The 15569-nt window shown below is 40.9% G+C and carries 13 protein-coding genes and 1 tRNA gene; 2 read left to right on the top strand and 12 right to left on the bottom strand.

What is annotated here, in order from left to right; translation table 11 throughout:
- The first annotated feature begins 2 nt into the window (after nucleotides 1-2).
- Complete coding sequence (locus HMPREF2758_RS03340; protein WP_016647925.1) at nucleotides 3-575, top strand: hypothetical protein; 573 nt, start codon at nucleotides 3-5, stop codon at nucleotides 573-575.
- A 91-nt stretch (nucleotides 576-666) separates the two neighbouring features.
- On the opposite strand, the gene HMPREF2758_RS03345 is transcribed toward HMPREF2758_RS03340, so the two are convergent.
- The 8 genes from HMPREF2758_RS03345 to HMPREF2758_RS08905 all read right to left on the bottom strand — a co-directional run bounded on the left by HMPREF2758_RS03345 (nucleotide 667) and on the right by HMPREF2758_RS08905 (nucleotide 8956).
- Nucleotides 667-1434, bottom strand: a complete 768-nt coding sequence (locus HMPREF2758_RS03345) for a TrmH family RNA methyltransferase (protein WP_016647926.1) — start codon at nucleotides 1432-1434, stop codon at nucleotides 667-669.
- 80 nt (nucleotides 1435-1514) lie between these two features.
- Nucleotides 1515-2933 carry a dipeptidase PepV gene (gene pepV, locus HMPREF2758_RS03350; RefSeq protein WP_070609135.1) on the bottom strand — a complete coding sequence of 473 codons (1419 nt, stop codon included), beginning with the start codon at nucleotides 2931-2933 and terminating at the stop codon, nucleotides 1515-1517.
- 254 nt (nucleotides 2934-3187) lie between these two features.
- The gene (gene selA, locus HMPREF2758_RS03355; protein WP_070609136.1) at nucleotides 3188-4573 is read right to left on the bottom strand and encodes an L-seryl-tRNA(Sec) selenium transferase; all 1386 of its coding nucleotides are present in this window, start codon (nucleotides 4571-4573) and stop codon (nucleotides 3188-3190) included.
- On the bottom strand, nucleotides 4570-6486 hold the full coding sequence (gene selB / locus HMPREF2758_RS03360; RefSeq protein ID WP_070609137.1) for a selenocysteine-specific translation elongation factor: 1917 nt from the start codon (nucleotides 6484-6486) through the stop codon (nucleotides 4570-4572). Before selB ends, selA begins: the two co-directional genes overlap by 4 nt.
- Nucleotides 6487-6507: 21 nt before the next feature.
- Nucleotides 6508-6849 carry a sulfurtransferase-like selenium metabolism protein YedF gene (gene yedF / locus HMPREF2758_RS03365; protein ID WP_016647930.1) on the bottom strand — a complete coding sequence of 114 codons (342 nt, stop codon included), beginning with the start codon at nucleotides 6847-6849 and terminating at the stop codon, nucleotides 6508-6510.
- A 15-nt stretch (nucleotides 6850-6864) separates the two neighbouring features.
- Nucleotides 6865-7842 carry a selenide, water dikinase SelD gene (selD, locus tag HMPREF2758_RS03370; RefSeq protein ID WP_256388678.1) on the bottom strand — a complete coding sequence of 326 codons (978 nt, stop codon included), beginning with the start codon at nucleotides 7840-7842 and terminating at the stop codon, nucleotides 6865-6867.
- A 262-nt stretch (nucleotides 7843-8104) separates the two neighbouring features.
- A complete protein-coding gene (locus HMPREF2758_RS03375; RefSeq protein ID WP_016647932.1) occupies nucleotides 8105-8611 on the bottom strand; it encodes a hypothetical protein in 507 nt (168 codons plus the stop codon).
- Nucleotides 8612-8859: 248 nt separating this feature from the next.
- Nucleotides 8860-8956: transfer RNA gene (locus HMPREF2758_RS08905), tRNA-Sec, on the bottom strand.
- 621 nt (nucleotides 8957-9577) lie between these two features.
- Between HMPREF2758_RS08905 and HMPREF2758_RS03380 the strand changes: the two genes are divergently transcribed.
- The gene (locus tag HMPREF2758_RS03380; RefSeq protein ID WP_070609141.1) at nucleotides 9578-10531 is read left to right on the top strand and encodes a radical SAM protein; all 954 of its coding nucleotides are present in this window, start codon (nucleotides 9578-9580) and stop codon (nucleotides 10529-10531) included.
- 194 nt (nucleotides 10532-10725) lie between these two features.
- Here HMPREF2758_RS03380 and HMPREF2758_RS03385 read toward each other — a convergent pair whose 3' ends face one another.
- From HMPREF2758_RS03385 to HMPREF2758_RS03400, 4 genes are all read right to left on the bottom strand, one after another.
- Nucleotides 10726-11925, bottom strand: coding sequence for a hypothetical protein (locus HMPREF2758_RS03385; protein ID WP_070609142.1), 1200 nt, complete (start codon nucleotides 11923-11925; stop codon nucleotides 10726-10728).
- Nucleotides 11926-11936: 11 nt separating this feature from the next.
- On the bottom strand, nucleotides 11937-12548 hold the full coding sequence (locus HMPREF2758_RS03390) for a hypothetical protein (protein WP_070609144.1): 612 nt from the start codon (nucleotides 12546-12548) through the stop codon (nucleotides 11937-11939).
- Between the two features lie 76 nt (nucleotides 12549-12624).
- Entirely contained in the window at nucleotides 12625-14481 is a 1857-nt protein-coding gene (locus tag HMPREF2758_RS03395; protein WP_070609145.1) for an alkaline phosphatase, read from the bottom strand.
- 403 nt (nucleotides 14482-14884) lie between these two features.
- The gene (locus HMPREF2758_RS03400; RefSeq protein WP_070609147.1) at nucleotides 14885-15559 is read right to left on the bottom strand and encodes a YdjY domain-containing protein; all 675 of its coding nucleotides are present in this window, start codon (nucleotides 15557-15559) and stop codon (nucleotides 14885-14887) included.
- Nucleotides 15560-15569 lie beyond the last annotated feature (10 nt).

Here is a 15569-nt window from a genome sequence, read left to right on the forward strand (position 1 = left end):
TCATGGCAACCCATCTTAACTATCATCCATCAAAAACTAAAAACCTAACTTATATGGCAATATTAACAGCATTTGGTATCTTAATTCCTGCCACCATGCCCATCCGTTTTGTACTAGGTCCCGCTTCTTTTACGTTGGCTAGCCATGTCCCGATCAAACTAGCCATGTTTCGTTCACCCAACTGTGCTATCACGGTAGCTATTGGCGCCGCGCTGGGATTCCTATTATCTGGTATGCCCCTGGTCATCGTCTTGCGTGCCCTTAGCCATTTAATCTTTGCCAGTATAGGCAGTTATTACTTGATGAAGCACCCAAGGCTATTAAGTCAAAGAAGACGACGTTTTATGTTCTCTTTAGTCATCAATTTTATTCATGGTATGGGTGAAGTCGTAGTAGTTTATTTATTAACCAGTATCGGACTGGCTGATTTAGGTGCGCATTATCTATTAACCCTCTTTGTCTTCATCGGCTGCTCCAGCTTCATTCATGGACTAATGGACCTAGAATTAGCTTATTATCTAGCTCGCTTTTTAAAAGAACGAGCAAAGATTCCCATCACGCCTCTAGACCTATAATTATAATGGGCCCATCAGATTTCTATTGAAGACTAAATAACGAAAAGGCTACAGACCGTAGCCTTTTTCTTGCTTTATTTAAGCTCAATTATTAAGCTTTCACCCATTCAAACATTAATATTCCACTAGCCACTGCCACATTCAAAGATTCCGCCTGACCTGGCATGGGAATATAGACCCTTTCTGTCGCTCTTTGTAAAAAGGTCTCACTAACCCCTTGGCCTTCATTTCCTACGACCAGGACGCCTTTTTTTCCAGTAAGATATTGATAAGACTGGGCTTGTCGGTGTAAGGCTGAGGCATAGATCGGCAGCTGACTTTCTCGAATAGCCTCTAAGATTTGATCATTTCTCCAACCATGTAGGATCGGCAAATGCCATAATGAACCTTGGCTAGATCGAATAACTTTATCATTATATAAATCGGCACACCCTTGATTTAACACGACACCCGATAAGCCAGCAGCATCAGCTGTGCGAATAAGGGTACCTAGATTTCCAGGATCTTGAACGCCATCACACAAGAGATAGCGGTCTCCCTTCAGGCCAAAATGACTGGTCCCTGGTATTTGAAGGACTGCCATAATCCCTTGGGATTGCTGAGTCATGGCTAAGGTATCAAAGGCCTCTTTTGACAATTGAATCACTCGATCGTCATCGATACCCTCAATAAGCCCTAATTCATCCACCCAATCCTCACGAATGAGGAGCCACTCCATGACTTGGCTAGTTTTTAAAGCTTCTTGAATCAAATGAGGCCCTTCAATAAGATAGGCTCCTGCTTGCTTGCGACCTTTAGCAGTTTGGAGTTTACGCCAGCCCTTTACTCGGTCATTATTTTTTGATTGAATCCATTCCATGACCTTCCTCCTTATCCATTATAAATTGAACAGCGCCTCAAGCTTTCAACTTGAAGCGCTGTTTTTTGAATTGCAAAATCTTAACAAGCCAAGCGGTAAATAGCTTCAGCATAAATCGCGGTTGCACGAAGCAAGTCTTCTAATGCTAAGAATTCATTGGCTTGGTGCATGGTATCAATCGAATCAGGGAACAAGGCCCCATAGGCTACCCCACGTTTCATTAAACGACCATATGTTCCACCACCAATACACTTTTCATGCGCTTCAAGACCTGTTTGGTGATGGTATACATCGAGCAGTGTTTTCACCAGATGGTCATCAGCTGGCACATAATGCGGCTCTTTAGCATGCGACATCTTGATTTCTAGATTCAGATTAGCTAGGGATTTCTCAATTTGTCCCTTGATCTTATCAGAGTCCGTTCCTTTTGGATAGCGGAAGTTGCAATCAACAAAGCCACCCTCTTCTTCATCATAACGAATGATACCCACATTCATTGAGAGAGCCCCCATCGTTTCATCAGTAATCGCTACACCTAAACGACGTCCTTCGAAGTCAATATGCAAAATTTCTCCAACTAATTGTGAGAAATCTTGGGCTGCTTGATTATCAAAGGCATAATTTTTTAAGAAATTAGCTAAATAAGTTCCTGCATTCTCTCCAACTTCTGGCGTTGAACCGTGTCCGGCCTTACCCACTAGCTCTATGTGCAAGCCATCCGCTTCAACCTGAGCTTTACCACTCACTGGTAGATCTTTAAGATAAGCCTCGAATGCCGTCTTAGCTTGGTCATTATTCGAAAAATCAACCACAGCACTCGCATCTTGTGGCACCATGTTGGCTCGAATCCCAGCTTCTAACTTAATTAAGTGGGCTTGACCTTCTTTTGATTCACCTTTAGCTAGGCTAATTAAGGCAGAGACATTTCCCTTTTCACCGTTAATAATAGGGAATTGAGCGTCTGGTGAAAATCCATAATCCGGCATTTTTTCCACTTTGGCATAATGATCCATACATTGCCAGCCAGACTCTTCGTCAGTTCCAACAATTAGATGAATACTCTGCTTAAATTCTGCCCCCAATTCACGCAATAATTTAAGGGCGAAATAAGCTGCTACCGTAGGTCCCTTATCATCGGAGGAACCCCGAGCATAGATCCGCCCCTCTTTAATAACAGGTTCATATGGATCCGTATCCCAACCAGTTCCTTCAGGCACAACGTCCATATGACCTAAAATACCCAGGACTTCTTCCCCTTGACCGGCTTCTAACCGTCCAACAAGTGGACCGAATTGCTTCGTTTCAAAACCATCTTCCCTAGCCATTGCTAGAAATTCTTCTAGGGCTTTCAAAGGTCCAGGCCCTACTGGAGCTTCCTCGCTCGCTTTATCATCTTCACGGACTGAACGAATCTTCAATAAGCGGAACAGATCAGCCAAGAGATCTTCTTGTCGTTTTTCCACTTCTTCTAACCAATTAATATGATCAAGATTTGTCATATAATCCCTCCTTATAATTCGAATAAATAAAACCTGAATACGGTACCATTATATCATAGTTACTGGAAGCTCTTCAATGTTGATTCTCCTAAACCAATGATCAAATATAAAAAGAGTGTATTTATCAAGTATCTGAATAATACAAGGCCAAAATCTGTGACCTTGATACAAGACTGAAGGCTTGCTACACACATAAAAAACCGACTTTTGAGGCGACGAAAAAATCACCGCATCAAAAGCCGGTTAATCATTAACTACGCTTCTTTTAAGACCTGTGCAATTTCGCTCATTTCTTCTTCAAGCAAGGTTCGAACATCGAACTGTACTGCATCCTGATGAATGCGAGCAATAATCGGTTTGGCTTGACCTCGTAAGTAACTTTCTAATTGGGCAGCCGACCAAGTTGGGTGCTGCACCTGTACTAAAACGGTCGGCAAAGTAGCTCCTGGATAGGACCCTCCTCCAATTTGAGATTGCCCAGCTAGGCAGTCAACTTGCCAATCTGGTAAGAGGCTTTGAATTTGATGCTTCAAAGACTCTGCTTTGACTTCTAATTCCTCTAAAGATTGACTGATCTTTTGCAGAACCGGAATTTTTTCTAAAGCGATCTCGTCCTTTAAATATTGTCGCATGGTCACTTCCAGGGCAGTTAAGGTTACCTTATCGGTCCGCAAAGCCCGCGTCAAAGGATGCGCCCGTAATTTATCCAGCAAGACCTTTTTACCCACAATAATACCGGCTTGAGGGCCTCCTAATAACTTATCTCCTGAAAAGGTCACAATATCATAACCAGCTGCAATCGACTCTTGAACTGTTGGTTCATAGGGCAAACCAAATTGCCGCATATCCATAAAGAGTCCGGACCCCAAGTCATTAAGAGCTAGAAGTCCACGATCATGAGCTAGTTGTACCAGGTCAGCGGAATCAACCTTTTCAGTGAACCCTACCAGTGCAAAGTTAGAGGTATGTACCCGCAAAATAGCCCCAGTATTCTCATTGATGGCCGCTTCATAATCGCTTAAATGTTCCTTATTAGTGGCACCAACCTCATGTAAGATGGCTCCACCTTGAGTGATCACATCTGGGATTCTAAAGGATCCCCCAATCTCAACTAATTCACCGCGAGAAATTAAGACTTCTTGATTAGCTGTTAAAGCCGATAACATCAATAAAACAGCCGCCGCATTATTATTAACTACTAATGCATCTTCCGCACCTGTGATCTGCTTCAAGACATCCTTTAGATGACTATAACGAGATCCCCGACTACCAGCTTCCAGATCATACTCTAAATTCGAATAAGAATAGGAAATCGCATGGATAGCCTCCACTGCCTCTTGAGACAAGGGTGCTCGACCTAAATTAGTATGTAGAACGGTACCAGTAGCATTGATAACTGGCTTCAAAGAAGGCTGAATCCGCTCCTGCAAGGCTTGATCAATTTGAGATACTACTTGATCAAAGGCGACTTGACCTTCATCCTTCAATTCTCCTTGAAGAATCGCTTGCCTTAATCGATCAATCTCGACTTGGATCGTCTCCTTGATATAAGCCCCGGCCAATTGGTCCTGCCACTGGCTAATCCGGTCATCAGCCAAGACCTTATCCACTTTGGGTAAGTTTGCTAATAAATGTTTCATGATAACTTGGCCTCCTCAATGCTCTCAGCATACTTGGGATTAAGAATTCGATGATCTTCTACCCGTTTAGTGATGCCCCGCTTGTCAAAATTATCCAAGATCAACAAGGCGTATTTACGGCTAGTTCCCAATAAATTACGGAAGTCAGCCAGTTCAATGACTCCATGATCTTGACAATACTCCGCTAGTCGATCCAAAGCTTCATTGTAATAGACCGTTCGAATCTCAGTTTGCTTATCTAAACGATAAAATTCATTATTCTTACGCATTTGTAAATAGACTTCTCGCTTAACCTTATCTTTGCCTACCACTTCTTCAAAAGTCAATGGTGCAAATGGATTCTCGGCTAATTGTTGAGTGATCGCTTCATAAGCCTTGGCTTGTTGCGGTGAAATAGCTATTTGATAACCTGCCAACTTAATAAGGTCGCCATCAATTTCAAGCTTTTCTGCATCAACCAAGCTCTGAATGATGGCATTTAATTCCTTGGCAGGCAACTTAGAAAAGTTAGATCGAAATTCTTCCAGAGCCATTCCTGCATCCATATTGCGTTCTTTATGATAGGTCTCCAAGAGCTGGATCATATTCTCAGCTAATTGATCATAAGAGGACTTGGCCATATAAAATTGGCCAAATTTCAACAAATGACCACTCTCCATTAACTCGGCAACATAGCCTTCAACGGCCTTCATTTCTTCACCTAAATAATCAGACATCTCTTTGACAGAAGTAAATCCAGTCGAACGATTAGCCAAGAAATCAAGGAGAACATCCACTGTCGAACCGGTTTCCATGACTTCTAGGGACTCAATGACTTCCTGGTTGAATCGTTTATGCTTTTTAGGCGTTGCATCTAATACTTCGCCCCCGCCAATAGTAACGACTGGCGAAAAGTTACGCAAGATAAAGCGGTCACCCTTCTTAACAGCAATTTGTTCTTCAAGCCGAAGTTGAATAAAGGCCTCTTCACCCGGCATAATCCGTTCAACCCCAATCGGTACTAGCCGACCAATCACTTCGCGCGTTCCAATATGTACATGGACGCGGTCCCATAATTCCATGGGTTGGCTGGCCTCTTTAAGGCATCGAACCTTGGCATCAATCATATAAGATGCCTCTAGCGGGGCTGCCGATAGAACATCTCCCCGCCCAACTTGATCCAAATCAACCTTGGTCAAATTGAGGGCGGTACGATTCCCAGCATGAGCAATTTTTTGATCTTGTTCATGAATCTGGATTGTCCGGATCCGGGTAGGAATCCCCACCGGATAAATGGTCATTTCATCTCCCACTTCAATTGCACCATCAATCAAGGTTCCAGTTACTACCGTTCCAAAGCCCTTGACTGAAAAAGCACGGTCAACATTCAAGCGTCCCGGCAAATCTTCAGCTTTCCGCTGAATATGATCCACCCGGTCTTGGATCAATGCCTTCAGCTCGTCAATGCCAATCCCAGCTACTGCATCCGTCTCAACAATCGGACTATTTTCAAGTTTACTTCCTTTGAACTGCTCACGAATATCCTCATAGACTAATTCTTTGAGGTCGGCATCCACACTAGCTACCTTGGTCAGAACAATGATAAAATCATCCACCCCTAAAAGGCTTAAGACAGCTACGTGTTCCTTGGTTTGAGGCATAATTCCTTCATTGACATCAATCACTAGTAGGGCCAAATCAATTCCAGCCGCCCCAGCTAACATATTTTTTATAAACTTTTCATGGCCAGGAACGTCCACAATCCCGACCCGCTCACCATTTTCTAAATCAATATAGGCAAAACCCAAATTGATAGAAAGGCCACGCTGCTTTTCCTCTCTAGTCGTATCGGTTTCGATACCGGTGAGGGCTTTAATCAGCGTGGTCTTCCCATGATCAATATGACCTGCCGTTCCTATTACGACATTTTTCATGCACGATTCCTCGTCGACGCTCTATGCAGGATATACAACTTTAGCTGCTGTGCGTTGGGCATCCAAGATATAACGCATATTGGTTTCTTCACCCACAGCTAAGTGATCTTTCATTTCATAGAAAGAAGTACAGGTTCCACAAGCTTTCACCGATACGCCTTTATCAGCCAGGCTTTGTAGATCTTCAACGGTATCTGCGCCTTCTTTAGCCAATAAGACTCCCCCATTATATAAGATGACTTCCTTAGGAAGCTCTTCTGCTTGTGCTAATACACTCACAAAAGATTTCATCAAGGTATGTCCTAAATCATCATTTCCACTACCTAATTTATCACTGTTAATAACTACGATATATTCTGCCATTGTACATTTCCTTTCTTATTTTACAATAATTGCCTTGTCTTGTTGTTGTGTAATATAACCAATGTGGGCAGCTTGGATATTGGCTTTCTGATAAGCTTGCATAATACCGTCTAATTGATCTTCAGGAACAGTAATTAATAAACCACCCGAAGTCTGAGGATCAAAGAGGATTTCTTCCATCGCTGGATCAGCTATATGGAAATCAATCTGGTCCTCATAGTATTGGCGGTTACGCTTAGCACCACCCGTTGTCAAATTAGCTCGGGCTGCTTCATAAGCTCCTTCAATGTAAGGAATCTTAGCGGCTTCCACTTCAGCTGAAGCGTGACCTTCAACCATTTCAATCATATGGCCTAAAATACCAAATCCGGTAATATCCGTACAAGCAGTCACTTGATAATCTAACATAATCTCGGCTGCATATTTATTCAAGGTGGTCATAAATTGAATTGCCTCATCAAATGCTGCTTGAGAAATCAAGTTCTTATTATGGGCTGTGGTAACAATCCCGACACCTAGTTTCTTGGTTGCAATCAGGGCGTCCCCTGGTTTACAGCCGTTGTTGGTCACAATCTTATCAGGATGAACGACACCTGCTACCGCCAAGCCATAGAGTGGCTTGCTTTGACGAATGGTATGTCCCCCAGCAAGTACCCCACCAGCTTCAAGCACCTTTTCAGCGCCTCCCTTTAGAATTTGAGCTAGATTATCTAAAGGCTGGGTGTTATCTGGATAGCCTACAAGATTTAAAGCGGTAATCACTTTCCCACCCATCGAATAAACATCCGAAAGGGCATTGGTTGCTGCAATCCGACCAAAATCATAAGGATCTTTCACCATTGAAGGGAAGAAATCGGTTGTTTGAATCACGGCTACATCCGGAGACACTTGATAAACCGCTGCGTCATCGCTGGAATCATAACCCACTAAAAGATTGGGATCAAATTGTTTAGGTAAACCGCCTAAAATTTCAGACAAACTGCCTGGTCCTATCTTGGCGTTTCACCCACCACAAATTTCTAGTTCGGTAACCTCTTTATGTTTATCTACCATTATATCCCTCTTTTCTTTAACTTTATATTTCCATTATACAACGAATAACAAATAATTTCAGCGCTTGGGCTCATAAAGTCTACTCTTTTATATAATCGAGCCTTGAATTATCATAGTAGGCAAAGGCCTATGCAAGCTAGCTCAATTGTCTGACCCTAACAAAAAAAGCTAAGCCTGCAGGCTTAGCTTAAGATTAAAGGAATTAGAAGTCTAATTTTTCTGATTTAACGCGACCTTTTTCATTTACGAAGTAGCGGTCAACACGATCAGTGAAAGGCACAGCAGAAGCTCCGGTACCATCTTTACGTAAAGATACTTGTAAGACTTTGTGGTCAAAGCCTTCAACTTCTTTAAGTACACCCTTCATGACTTTAAGGATTGAAACTGGAGTTTCAGGTTCTTTAAGTGTTACGAAAGCTTTACCCTTCTTCAAGGCTTCACCTACTAATGTTTCAACTTCTTCAGCTGGTGCGCCAAAGATAAGATAGTATTCGCCATCTTTTTCTAAGTCTTCTGCTTTACGCACTTGAACAGAATCATGTTTTTTCTTAGCTAATTGCATGATGTTAGCCATCAAAGGACGTGATCCAGTTGAACGGTGTCCAGCAATAATCACTGATTCCTTGTTATCGAAAGCTTCTTCGATATATTGAGCAACTTGTTCATTAAAAAGACCTTGATCTACAAACTTTTGTAATACAGCATCCATTAATTAAAACCTCCATAACATTTCATTACTTACTATCTATACAATAGCACAATTTCCATCAAAATGAAAGTCTATCGCAAAATCTATGGAAAAGTATACCAGGTCCAGTGAGTCTCTTTTAGCATCTTTCCTGACGATCGCTATCCGATTCTATCATTGATTATTATCTAGCCCTAGTAATTACTCCATCCGGTCTATACAAGCATAAAAAATAGCCAGCTGTTAAACAACTGGCTAGCTAATATTCCTGGCGGGAACGTGTGAGAATCGAACTCACCCAAGACGCTCTTAACGCCTCATACTGGTTTTGAAGACCAGAGGGAACACCAGAACCCATCCGCTCCCTTTAACGGCTTTCTCAAGCACGCTTAACATATTAGCAATTCTGACCGATAAAATCAAGTATTAAGTTGAAAATTAAAATCTTTCCAAAAAGAAAAGCCCCGAGTTATATTGGCCCTATAAATCCTCCTTTATAGTACTGCGTTGCCCCCAAATAGTTAGATTGAAAGCCCAAATTTTGAGTTTTTTCTGGCTAAGTAACATTTAGATAGAAAGCTTCAAATGACAACTGATGATAATAAAGTTAAAGAGGAAATAAACGATTAGCGAAGAAATAAAATGTCTAGAAATTAATCTTACAAGGATGGAGTCATAATTATCAAATTTTAGCTTAAAAAATATTCAGATCAAAAACAAGACCGCTTACATTATCGAAAGATATCTAGATATGATATAATGATAGTTGAATACGGAGTTAAATGATCTCGAAACGACTATATAGTTAACAATAAATAATCCGATCAATTTAATAAAAACTGTCGACCTAGACTATAACCTTGTTAGAAATTTTCTTGGGATTATAAAACAAGTAAGTAGTAGTTCGAGTAACGATCCTGAATTATACCCATTCTATCGACTCTGGCAATTAATTATTTTCGATTTAAGTAAGAAAGAAGGGATCCTGTGAGTTCAATCTATGATTTTTACCCCAAAGAATACTACACTCCCATGCCAGAAATGCATAATGAAAGTATCCCGGTAACGGCAGGCTGTAATTATAATTTTTGTAAGTTTTGTGATTTGAACGGCTTACTCAAATATCAAGAATTCGAACTAGCAGATATTAAACACTACATTAAAGAGCGTGCTAAATTTTATGAAGGAAAAAGATATGTCCCTAAAAAGTTCACCCTGCTTGAAGGCAATGCCCTTTGTGTACCCACTCAGCGCCTACTCGAGATTATGCATTGCATCCATGATTCCTTTCCCCAAGTGGATTATATTTCTACTTTTGCACGGTCTAAGGATATTTTAGACAAGCCCATAAAAGATCTGGCCCTACTAAAGGAAGCTGGCTTAGACCGGATTTCTATTGGAATCGAATCCGGTTCGGATCAGGTTTTGCATTTCCAACGTAAGGGAGTCACAGCCAACCACCAATTGCAGGCCTTAAAAAAATTAGAAGCCTTAGACATCCACTATACTTGTTATATTATGGTCGGCCTAGGTGGACAAGAATTAAGCCAGGAACATGCTGACAAAACCGCTGAGTTCTTAAATCAAGTTCAGCCCGATGAACTCACCGTTGTCACCATGGTCCTCTTCAAGGGGGCTGACCTGGTAAAGGATGTCATCTCAGGACGCTTCAAACGCCTAAAACCTAGCCAAACCGTCCTTGAAGAAATCCGACTCCTAGAAAAATTAGACTTAAAGTCCATTTTCAATGCCAGTCATCCCACCAATCTTATACCTGTTAAAGGGATGATCCTGCAACAAAAAGACGTCTTAATTCAGAAGCTCAAAGAAGGCTACTTAACTAGTCTTGAAGCTACGCGAAAGACAGATTACTATCAAGGAAGCAAATGGCATCAACTATCCAAAGAAATTGGTCTAGACCAGGCCTTAAAAGGTCAATGAGCCTACAAGAGGTCCTCGTTCTTTATAAGAGAGCGAGGATTTTTCTTTAACCACATCGTTAAATTTCGATTACTCGTAGCTCAATAATAGATTCATTAACCCCGGCCAAATATGGCTGCCTAGCAAAATAAAAAACGCCCCTAAAGTAGTTGCCGTCTTGATTTTCTACTTTAGGAGGCGCAAATTCATTCATTTTAATTTTTAGACTTTAACCATTGGTCAGCGTGGTATATTCCGCCTGCATGATGAAGGTCTTCCGCTAAATAAAGCGACTTACCATCATAGACATACAATTCTGTTTGGTCAATCATAAATGTCCATTTAATGGATCGACCTTCTCCCAAGTCAACTTTGACGTGACTTGGATCCACCATTTCAACCTTTGTATCTAATGGAAAAGAGCGATTAGTTTGTAAATGCATCGCTAGTATTTCTTGAAGAAAGTCATTAGCTGTTTCAAAATGAAAGGCAAAATCATTATGATCGACTAAATAGCGATCAAAGGATTCTTGTAAGATTTCATAGCTATGTTTTTCAACTAAGAAATGATCCTCACTCTTCTCCTTGCTTGGTGCTAATTCCAGCTGATAGGAGTTCTTCGAATCCAAGCCAATCAGATGATTCACATCGACATAAACATTGCCCTCAGCCAAGTAAAGACCCACATTTTGGTAGATACGATACTTGCTATAAGTTTCTCTTAAGTCATAAGCCATATTCGTATAAGGATATAGAGCAATTGGCTGGCCTTTTTGACCTAATAAGACAACCGGCGAAAGGGTCTTACGGATCAGACCGCCGTATAGTCCACCTTCTCCTACCTTCAAACCGCCAGTCATAATGACCAGATCTTGATAGATTGCTGGACGTGATTGCAGCTCTCCTTGACCATCTTCATAAAAGCGTTGACCTTGCTTGGCTTCATCCTGGACAAAGTAATAAGCCAAGTTAAAAAGTCCATCCTCTTCGATGGATAAGATAATCTTTAAATCAAGATCGAGATCCTCGATACGGAGAGCCCCTTGATAAAAGCCTTGATAATCTGCTACTTCTTTAGGAGCTTGGTAGGTCGAATCATCGGGGTTCAAAATTTCCTCTGGGATAAAGTTAGCCCGTTTAAAACGATGCCCATGATGATGGTTATCGACAAAGGAAGACTTGATGGATTGAATATGATCAGGCAAGTCTTCATTCTCTTCATCATGATCATGATCGTGATGATGGCCATGATTGGCATGTTCGTCCTTTGATTTTGTCCCCGCTTTGGAATGTTGGAGGACCTCTTCTGTTGAATCCGCCGTTGAAGACTCACTCGCTTGAATCGGCGTTAAACTTTGAAAAGCTCCCGCCAATAAACTAAGAAGCAGTGGATAAGTGACTATTTTATGCTTCATGATTCCTCCTTCTAATGGGGCATAATGCCATCCACGTACTCGAACTCTCGGCCAGCTTGATCAAGTAGCTTTTGGCCTACTTGTTTAAAAGTGAAAAGCTCTTGACCGAATAGAAATACTCGCCAACCATCATCCACTTCAGTGACAAGCGGGCTTGCAATGATAAAATAATGATATCCTGCTTTTTGGTCATAATAAATACCTGGAATTCTCTGGTTAAGTAGGTGGAGCACATCTTCTTGAGACATCTTAGGGTCAATTTGATCTAGTAGATTTTTGTAAGTTTCCTGCAGATCAAAAGGTAAATTAAATTCTTCCAGATAGACCTGCTTCACCGACTGACTATAGGCATTTAAGTCTGGATAAGGAAAAGAGTGAAATTCCGTTAGCTGGGCTAAATCCTCGTAACCTGCCAGGTCTTCGTCTATCGCTTCGAGGACCTTGACATAAACATACAATTCATTCCCTTTAAATACCAATCCCTCAATGGCGTTATCTTCTTGATTGAGATAGTAACCTTCAAAGGGTAAATCCTTTAATTCCATGGCCTGAATTTCATGAACTAAGCCCGTCATCGACAGAACGATAAGGCATATCAAACTCTTGATAAATCTTTTGTACATAATTACTCCTTTAAACTAAAAAGCACAGGGCTCTAACCCCCCGTGCTTAAAGTTATCACTTTGTCAGAAGGCTTAGTTATTCAGCCGCTTCTTCAGAAGATTCCTCTGAGCTTTCTTGTGCGGTTTCTACTTCAGAGCTTTCTGCTTCGGAACTGTCTGCACTTGATTCTTCGGATGCTTCACTCGATTCTGAATTTTCTTGGATATTCTCGGAAGAAACAGATTCTTGGCTAATCTCTTTAGAAACAGTTTCTTGACCTGCACCAGCCTTAGTAGTTACAGAAATCTTATCGACCTTTGTGTCGCCGCCTTCATAAAGACCCATGGCTGCGAGTAACTTGTAAGCAATGTCGATATTTTCGTAATTTCCTTCAAACATGGCAGCACCGGCCCCAATTGCATACACAGGTACACGTTCTGGAGAGTGGTCAACAGTTGTAAAGGCTAGGCCAGCCTTACGAGCCAGTAAACGTGTGGAAGCAATAGAGATTGGTAGGTATGAGTGGTAGCCCTTAATGATGTCTGTTTGACCAGCATTACGTTCTTTGAATGGTAATTTAGATTGTTCGAAGGCATATTTTAATTCTTCTAATTCATAAGGAGTCACTAACATTAAGTCTTTTTCTTCCACTTCGCCCGCTTCTTCAGCCGCTTCGACTTCACCAAAAGTCTTCACATCTTCACTTGCTTCAAGGTCAAAAACAAAACCAAAGTTCTCTTCAAGCGTTGGTAGGAAATCTTCAAAGGTCATTTCTGGGTTAGCTTCTAAAGCTTCAGCAAAAATGGTATCAAATTTTTCTTGAGAAACTTTTTGGTTATTTAATAAGTGGAAATAGGAATTATAACCTGTTTCAGAGTTGCCAATAGTAAATCCACCGGTTGGGTGGTCAGCAGTTACAACGATCAAAGTTTCTTCTGGGTGTTCATAGTAGAAATCAACCGCTTTTTGGATAGCATTTTGGAAGTCGATCACTTCCTTAACAGTTGTTGCTGCATCGTTAGCGTGTTCTGCCCAGTCAATCTTACCGGATTCAGTCATCATGAAGAAGCCATTTTCATTAGTAGATAATACGTCAATACCTTTTGCTACCATATCTGCTAAGGTTTGTTCGCCTTCTTCTTGGTCGATGGCATATTTCATAGAAGAGCCATCCGCATCTGACATTACTTCAGAAGGGGCATATACTTTACCTGTTTCAGCAGTAATGGCCTCGAAGTCTTCTTTGCTTTCTGCCACAGTATAGCCATTTTCTTTCAATACTTCGTAGAGGTCCTTTTGATCTTCATTATCACCAGTACGACGGCCTAGAGAACCACCCGCAAAATAGTCAAAGTTTGATAAAGCCATTTGTTCGCCAATTTCGTAATAGTTATTACGGTGTTCTACATTGGCATAAAAGGCTGCTGGCGTCGCATGATTTAAAGTAACGGTAGATAAAATCCCTACTGCCTTACCATCATTTTTTGCTTTTTCAGCCACAGATTCTGTTTGTTCGGTATAACCTGGTGTTAAACCAATGACATTTGAATCAATCTTAACACCATTTCCAAAAGCAGTAGCAGTTGCTGCAGAATCGGGAACATAGTGATCAGCATCCGTTGGATTTTGTAAACCAATCACTGGAAATTGAGAGAAATTTAAAGGTTGAGCTTGGGCTTGTCCTTTGCCTTCATCCCCATTATCAGGTCCTAAAAAGTATTCAGCCGCAGATACTGGAATATTTCCCATACCATCTCCAATAAATAAGAAGACATATTTCGCTTGGTTTTCGCTAATTAAGCTTAGGTCTTCTGTGAGTGCTCTACCTTCTTCTAATGCCACAACTGGCAATTCTGAAAATTGCCCTTCTTCTTGCTTGGCTAAAGCCGCAACAGGACTCAATGCTGATAAGACTAAGGCTGTTGATAAGGTCATCAAGATTGATTTTTTCATGCTCTCAATACTCCTCTTTTCTTATTTTTTTGAAATCCTTCTGAATTTCACACCTATCTTATCAATCCAATGTATTTTTTAAGTAAAACTACTGTAAAGATCATGTAAATCGTTTCTTTCATACATTTTCAAAGATCAAAAACGCTAGTAAAACCTGCTCCTTATCAGTATTAGGACTTTATATCGCTCTTTTATGCCAATTAGTTCATAAGCGGATGATACTCTCGGCAGAGATCATCCTCTTCTAGATGTCCTATTTCTTGACTAACACTCTATAAACACCTTTACCCTCTCATCATCAGTGATCAATTGAAGCCTACAAATTCAATAATAAATAGCAAAAAAGACCCCAAGAGTTAGATTAAAAATCAAACTCTTGGGGTTCTCTATATGTAAACCTTTTTTATCCGCAGCAACTACTTGCTACAGGTGCTTTACGAATGGAATAAGTCAAGATAACTTCCGTTCCATCTTCAGGTAATACATCTGGGTTACCAGTAAATTTCACTTCGCCCCGTTTTTCGACAGCGCCGTAAGTATAAGTTGTATTTGAGATCAAGCCAACTGGACAAGAATCTAAGCAAGTGATACAACCTGTATGTTTTTCTTTAGCGTTATCTTTGTTTCCTCCGAAGTGGAACTCAATGTCATTGCCATTTGAATCCACAATGGTATCCGCAATGTCATATTCCTTATCGGCACCTTCCCAAGTTACTTTGATATCAATGATATCTCCTTCAACATGGGTTTCTTCGGCATTTTCACCGGTCATATTATTACCAGGTTCTGCACCGATTTCTAATAAAGCTTCGTAAAAGTCATTTTGATTGGCAGTCGTTCCATAGATCGATTTGCCACCGAAGTTACCATCATCAAATACAACCGCATGACGAGTAGATGTTTCTAAATATTTTCCATTAACATGAGCCAAGATCTTGATCGTTCCTGCTTCTTTATCCACTACCATTGGATTTTCCTTAGTAGGAAGTGCTTCATCCGCAAAAACGGGTGTCATTGAAGATACGGCTAGAGTAAAGACAGCTGCAAAGGCTGCAATTTTATTCATAATTTTTTTCATTAGATAAACT

This window comes from Facklamia sp. HMSC062C11 (genome assembly GCF_001810675.1).
Lineage (GTDB): Bacteria > Bacillota > Bacilli > Lactobacillales > Aerococcaceae > Facklamia > Facklamia hominis.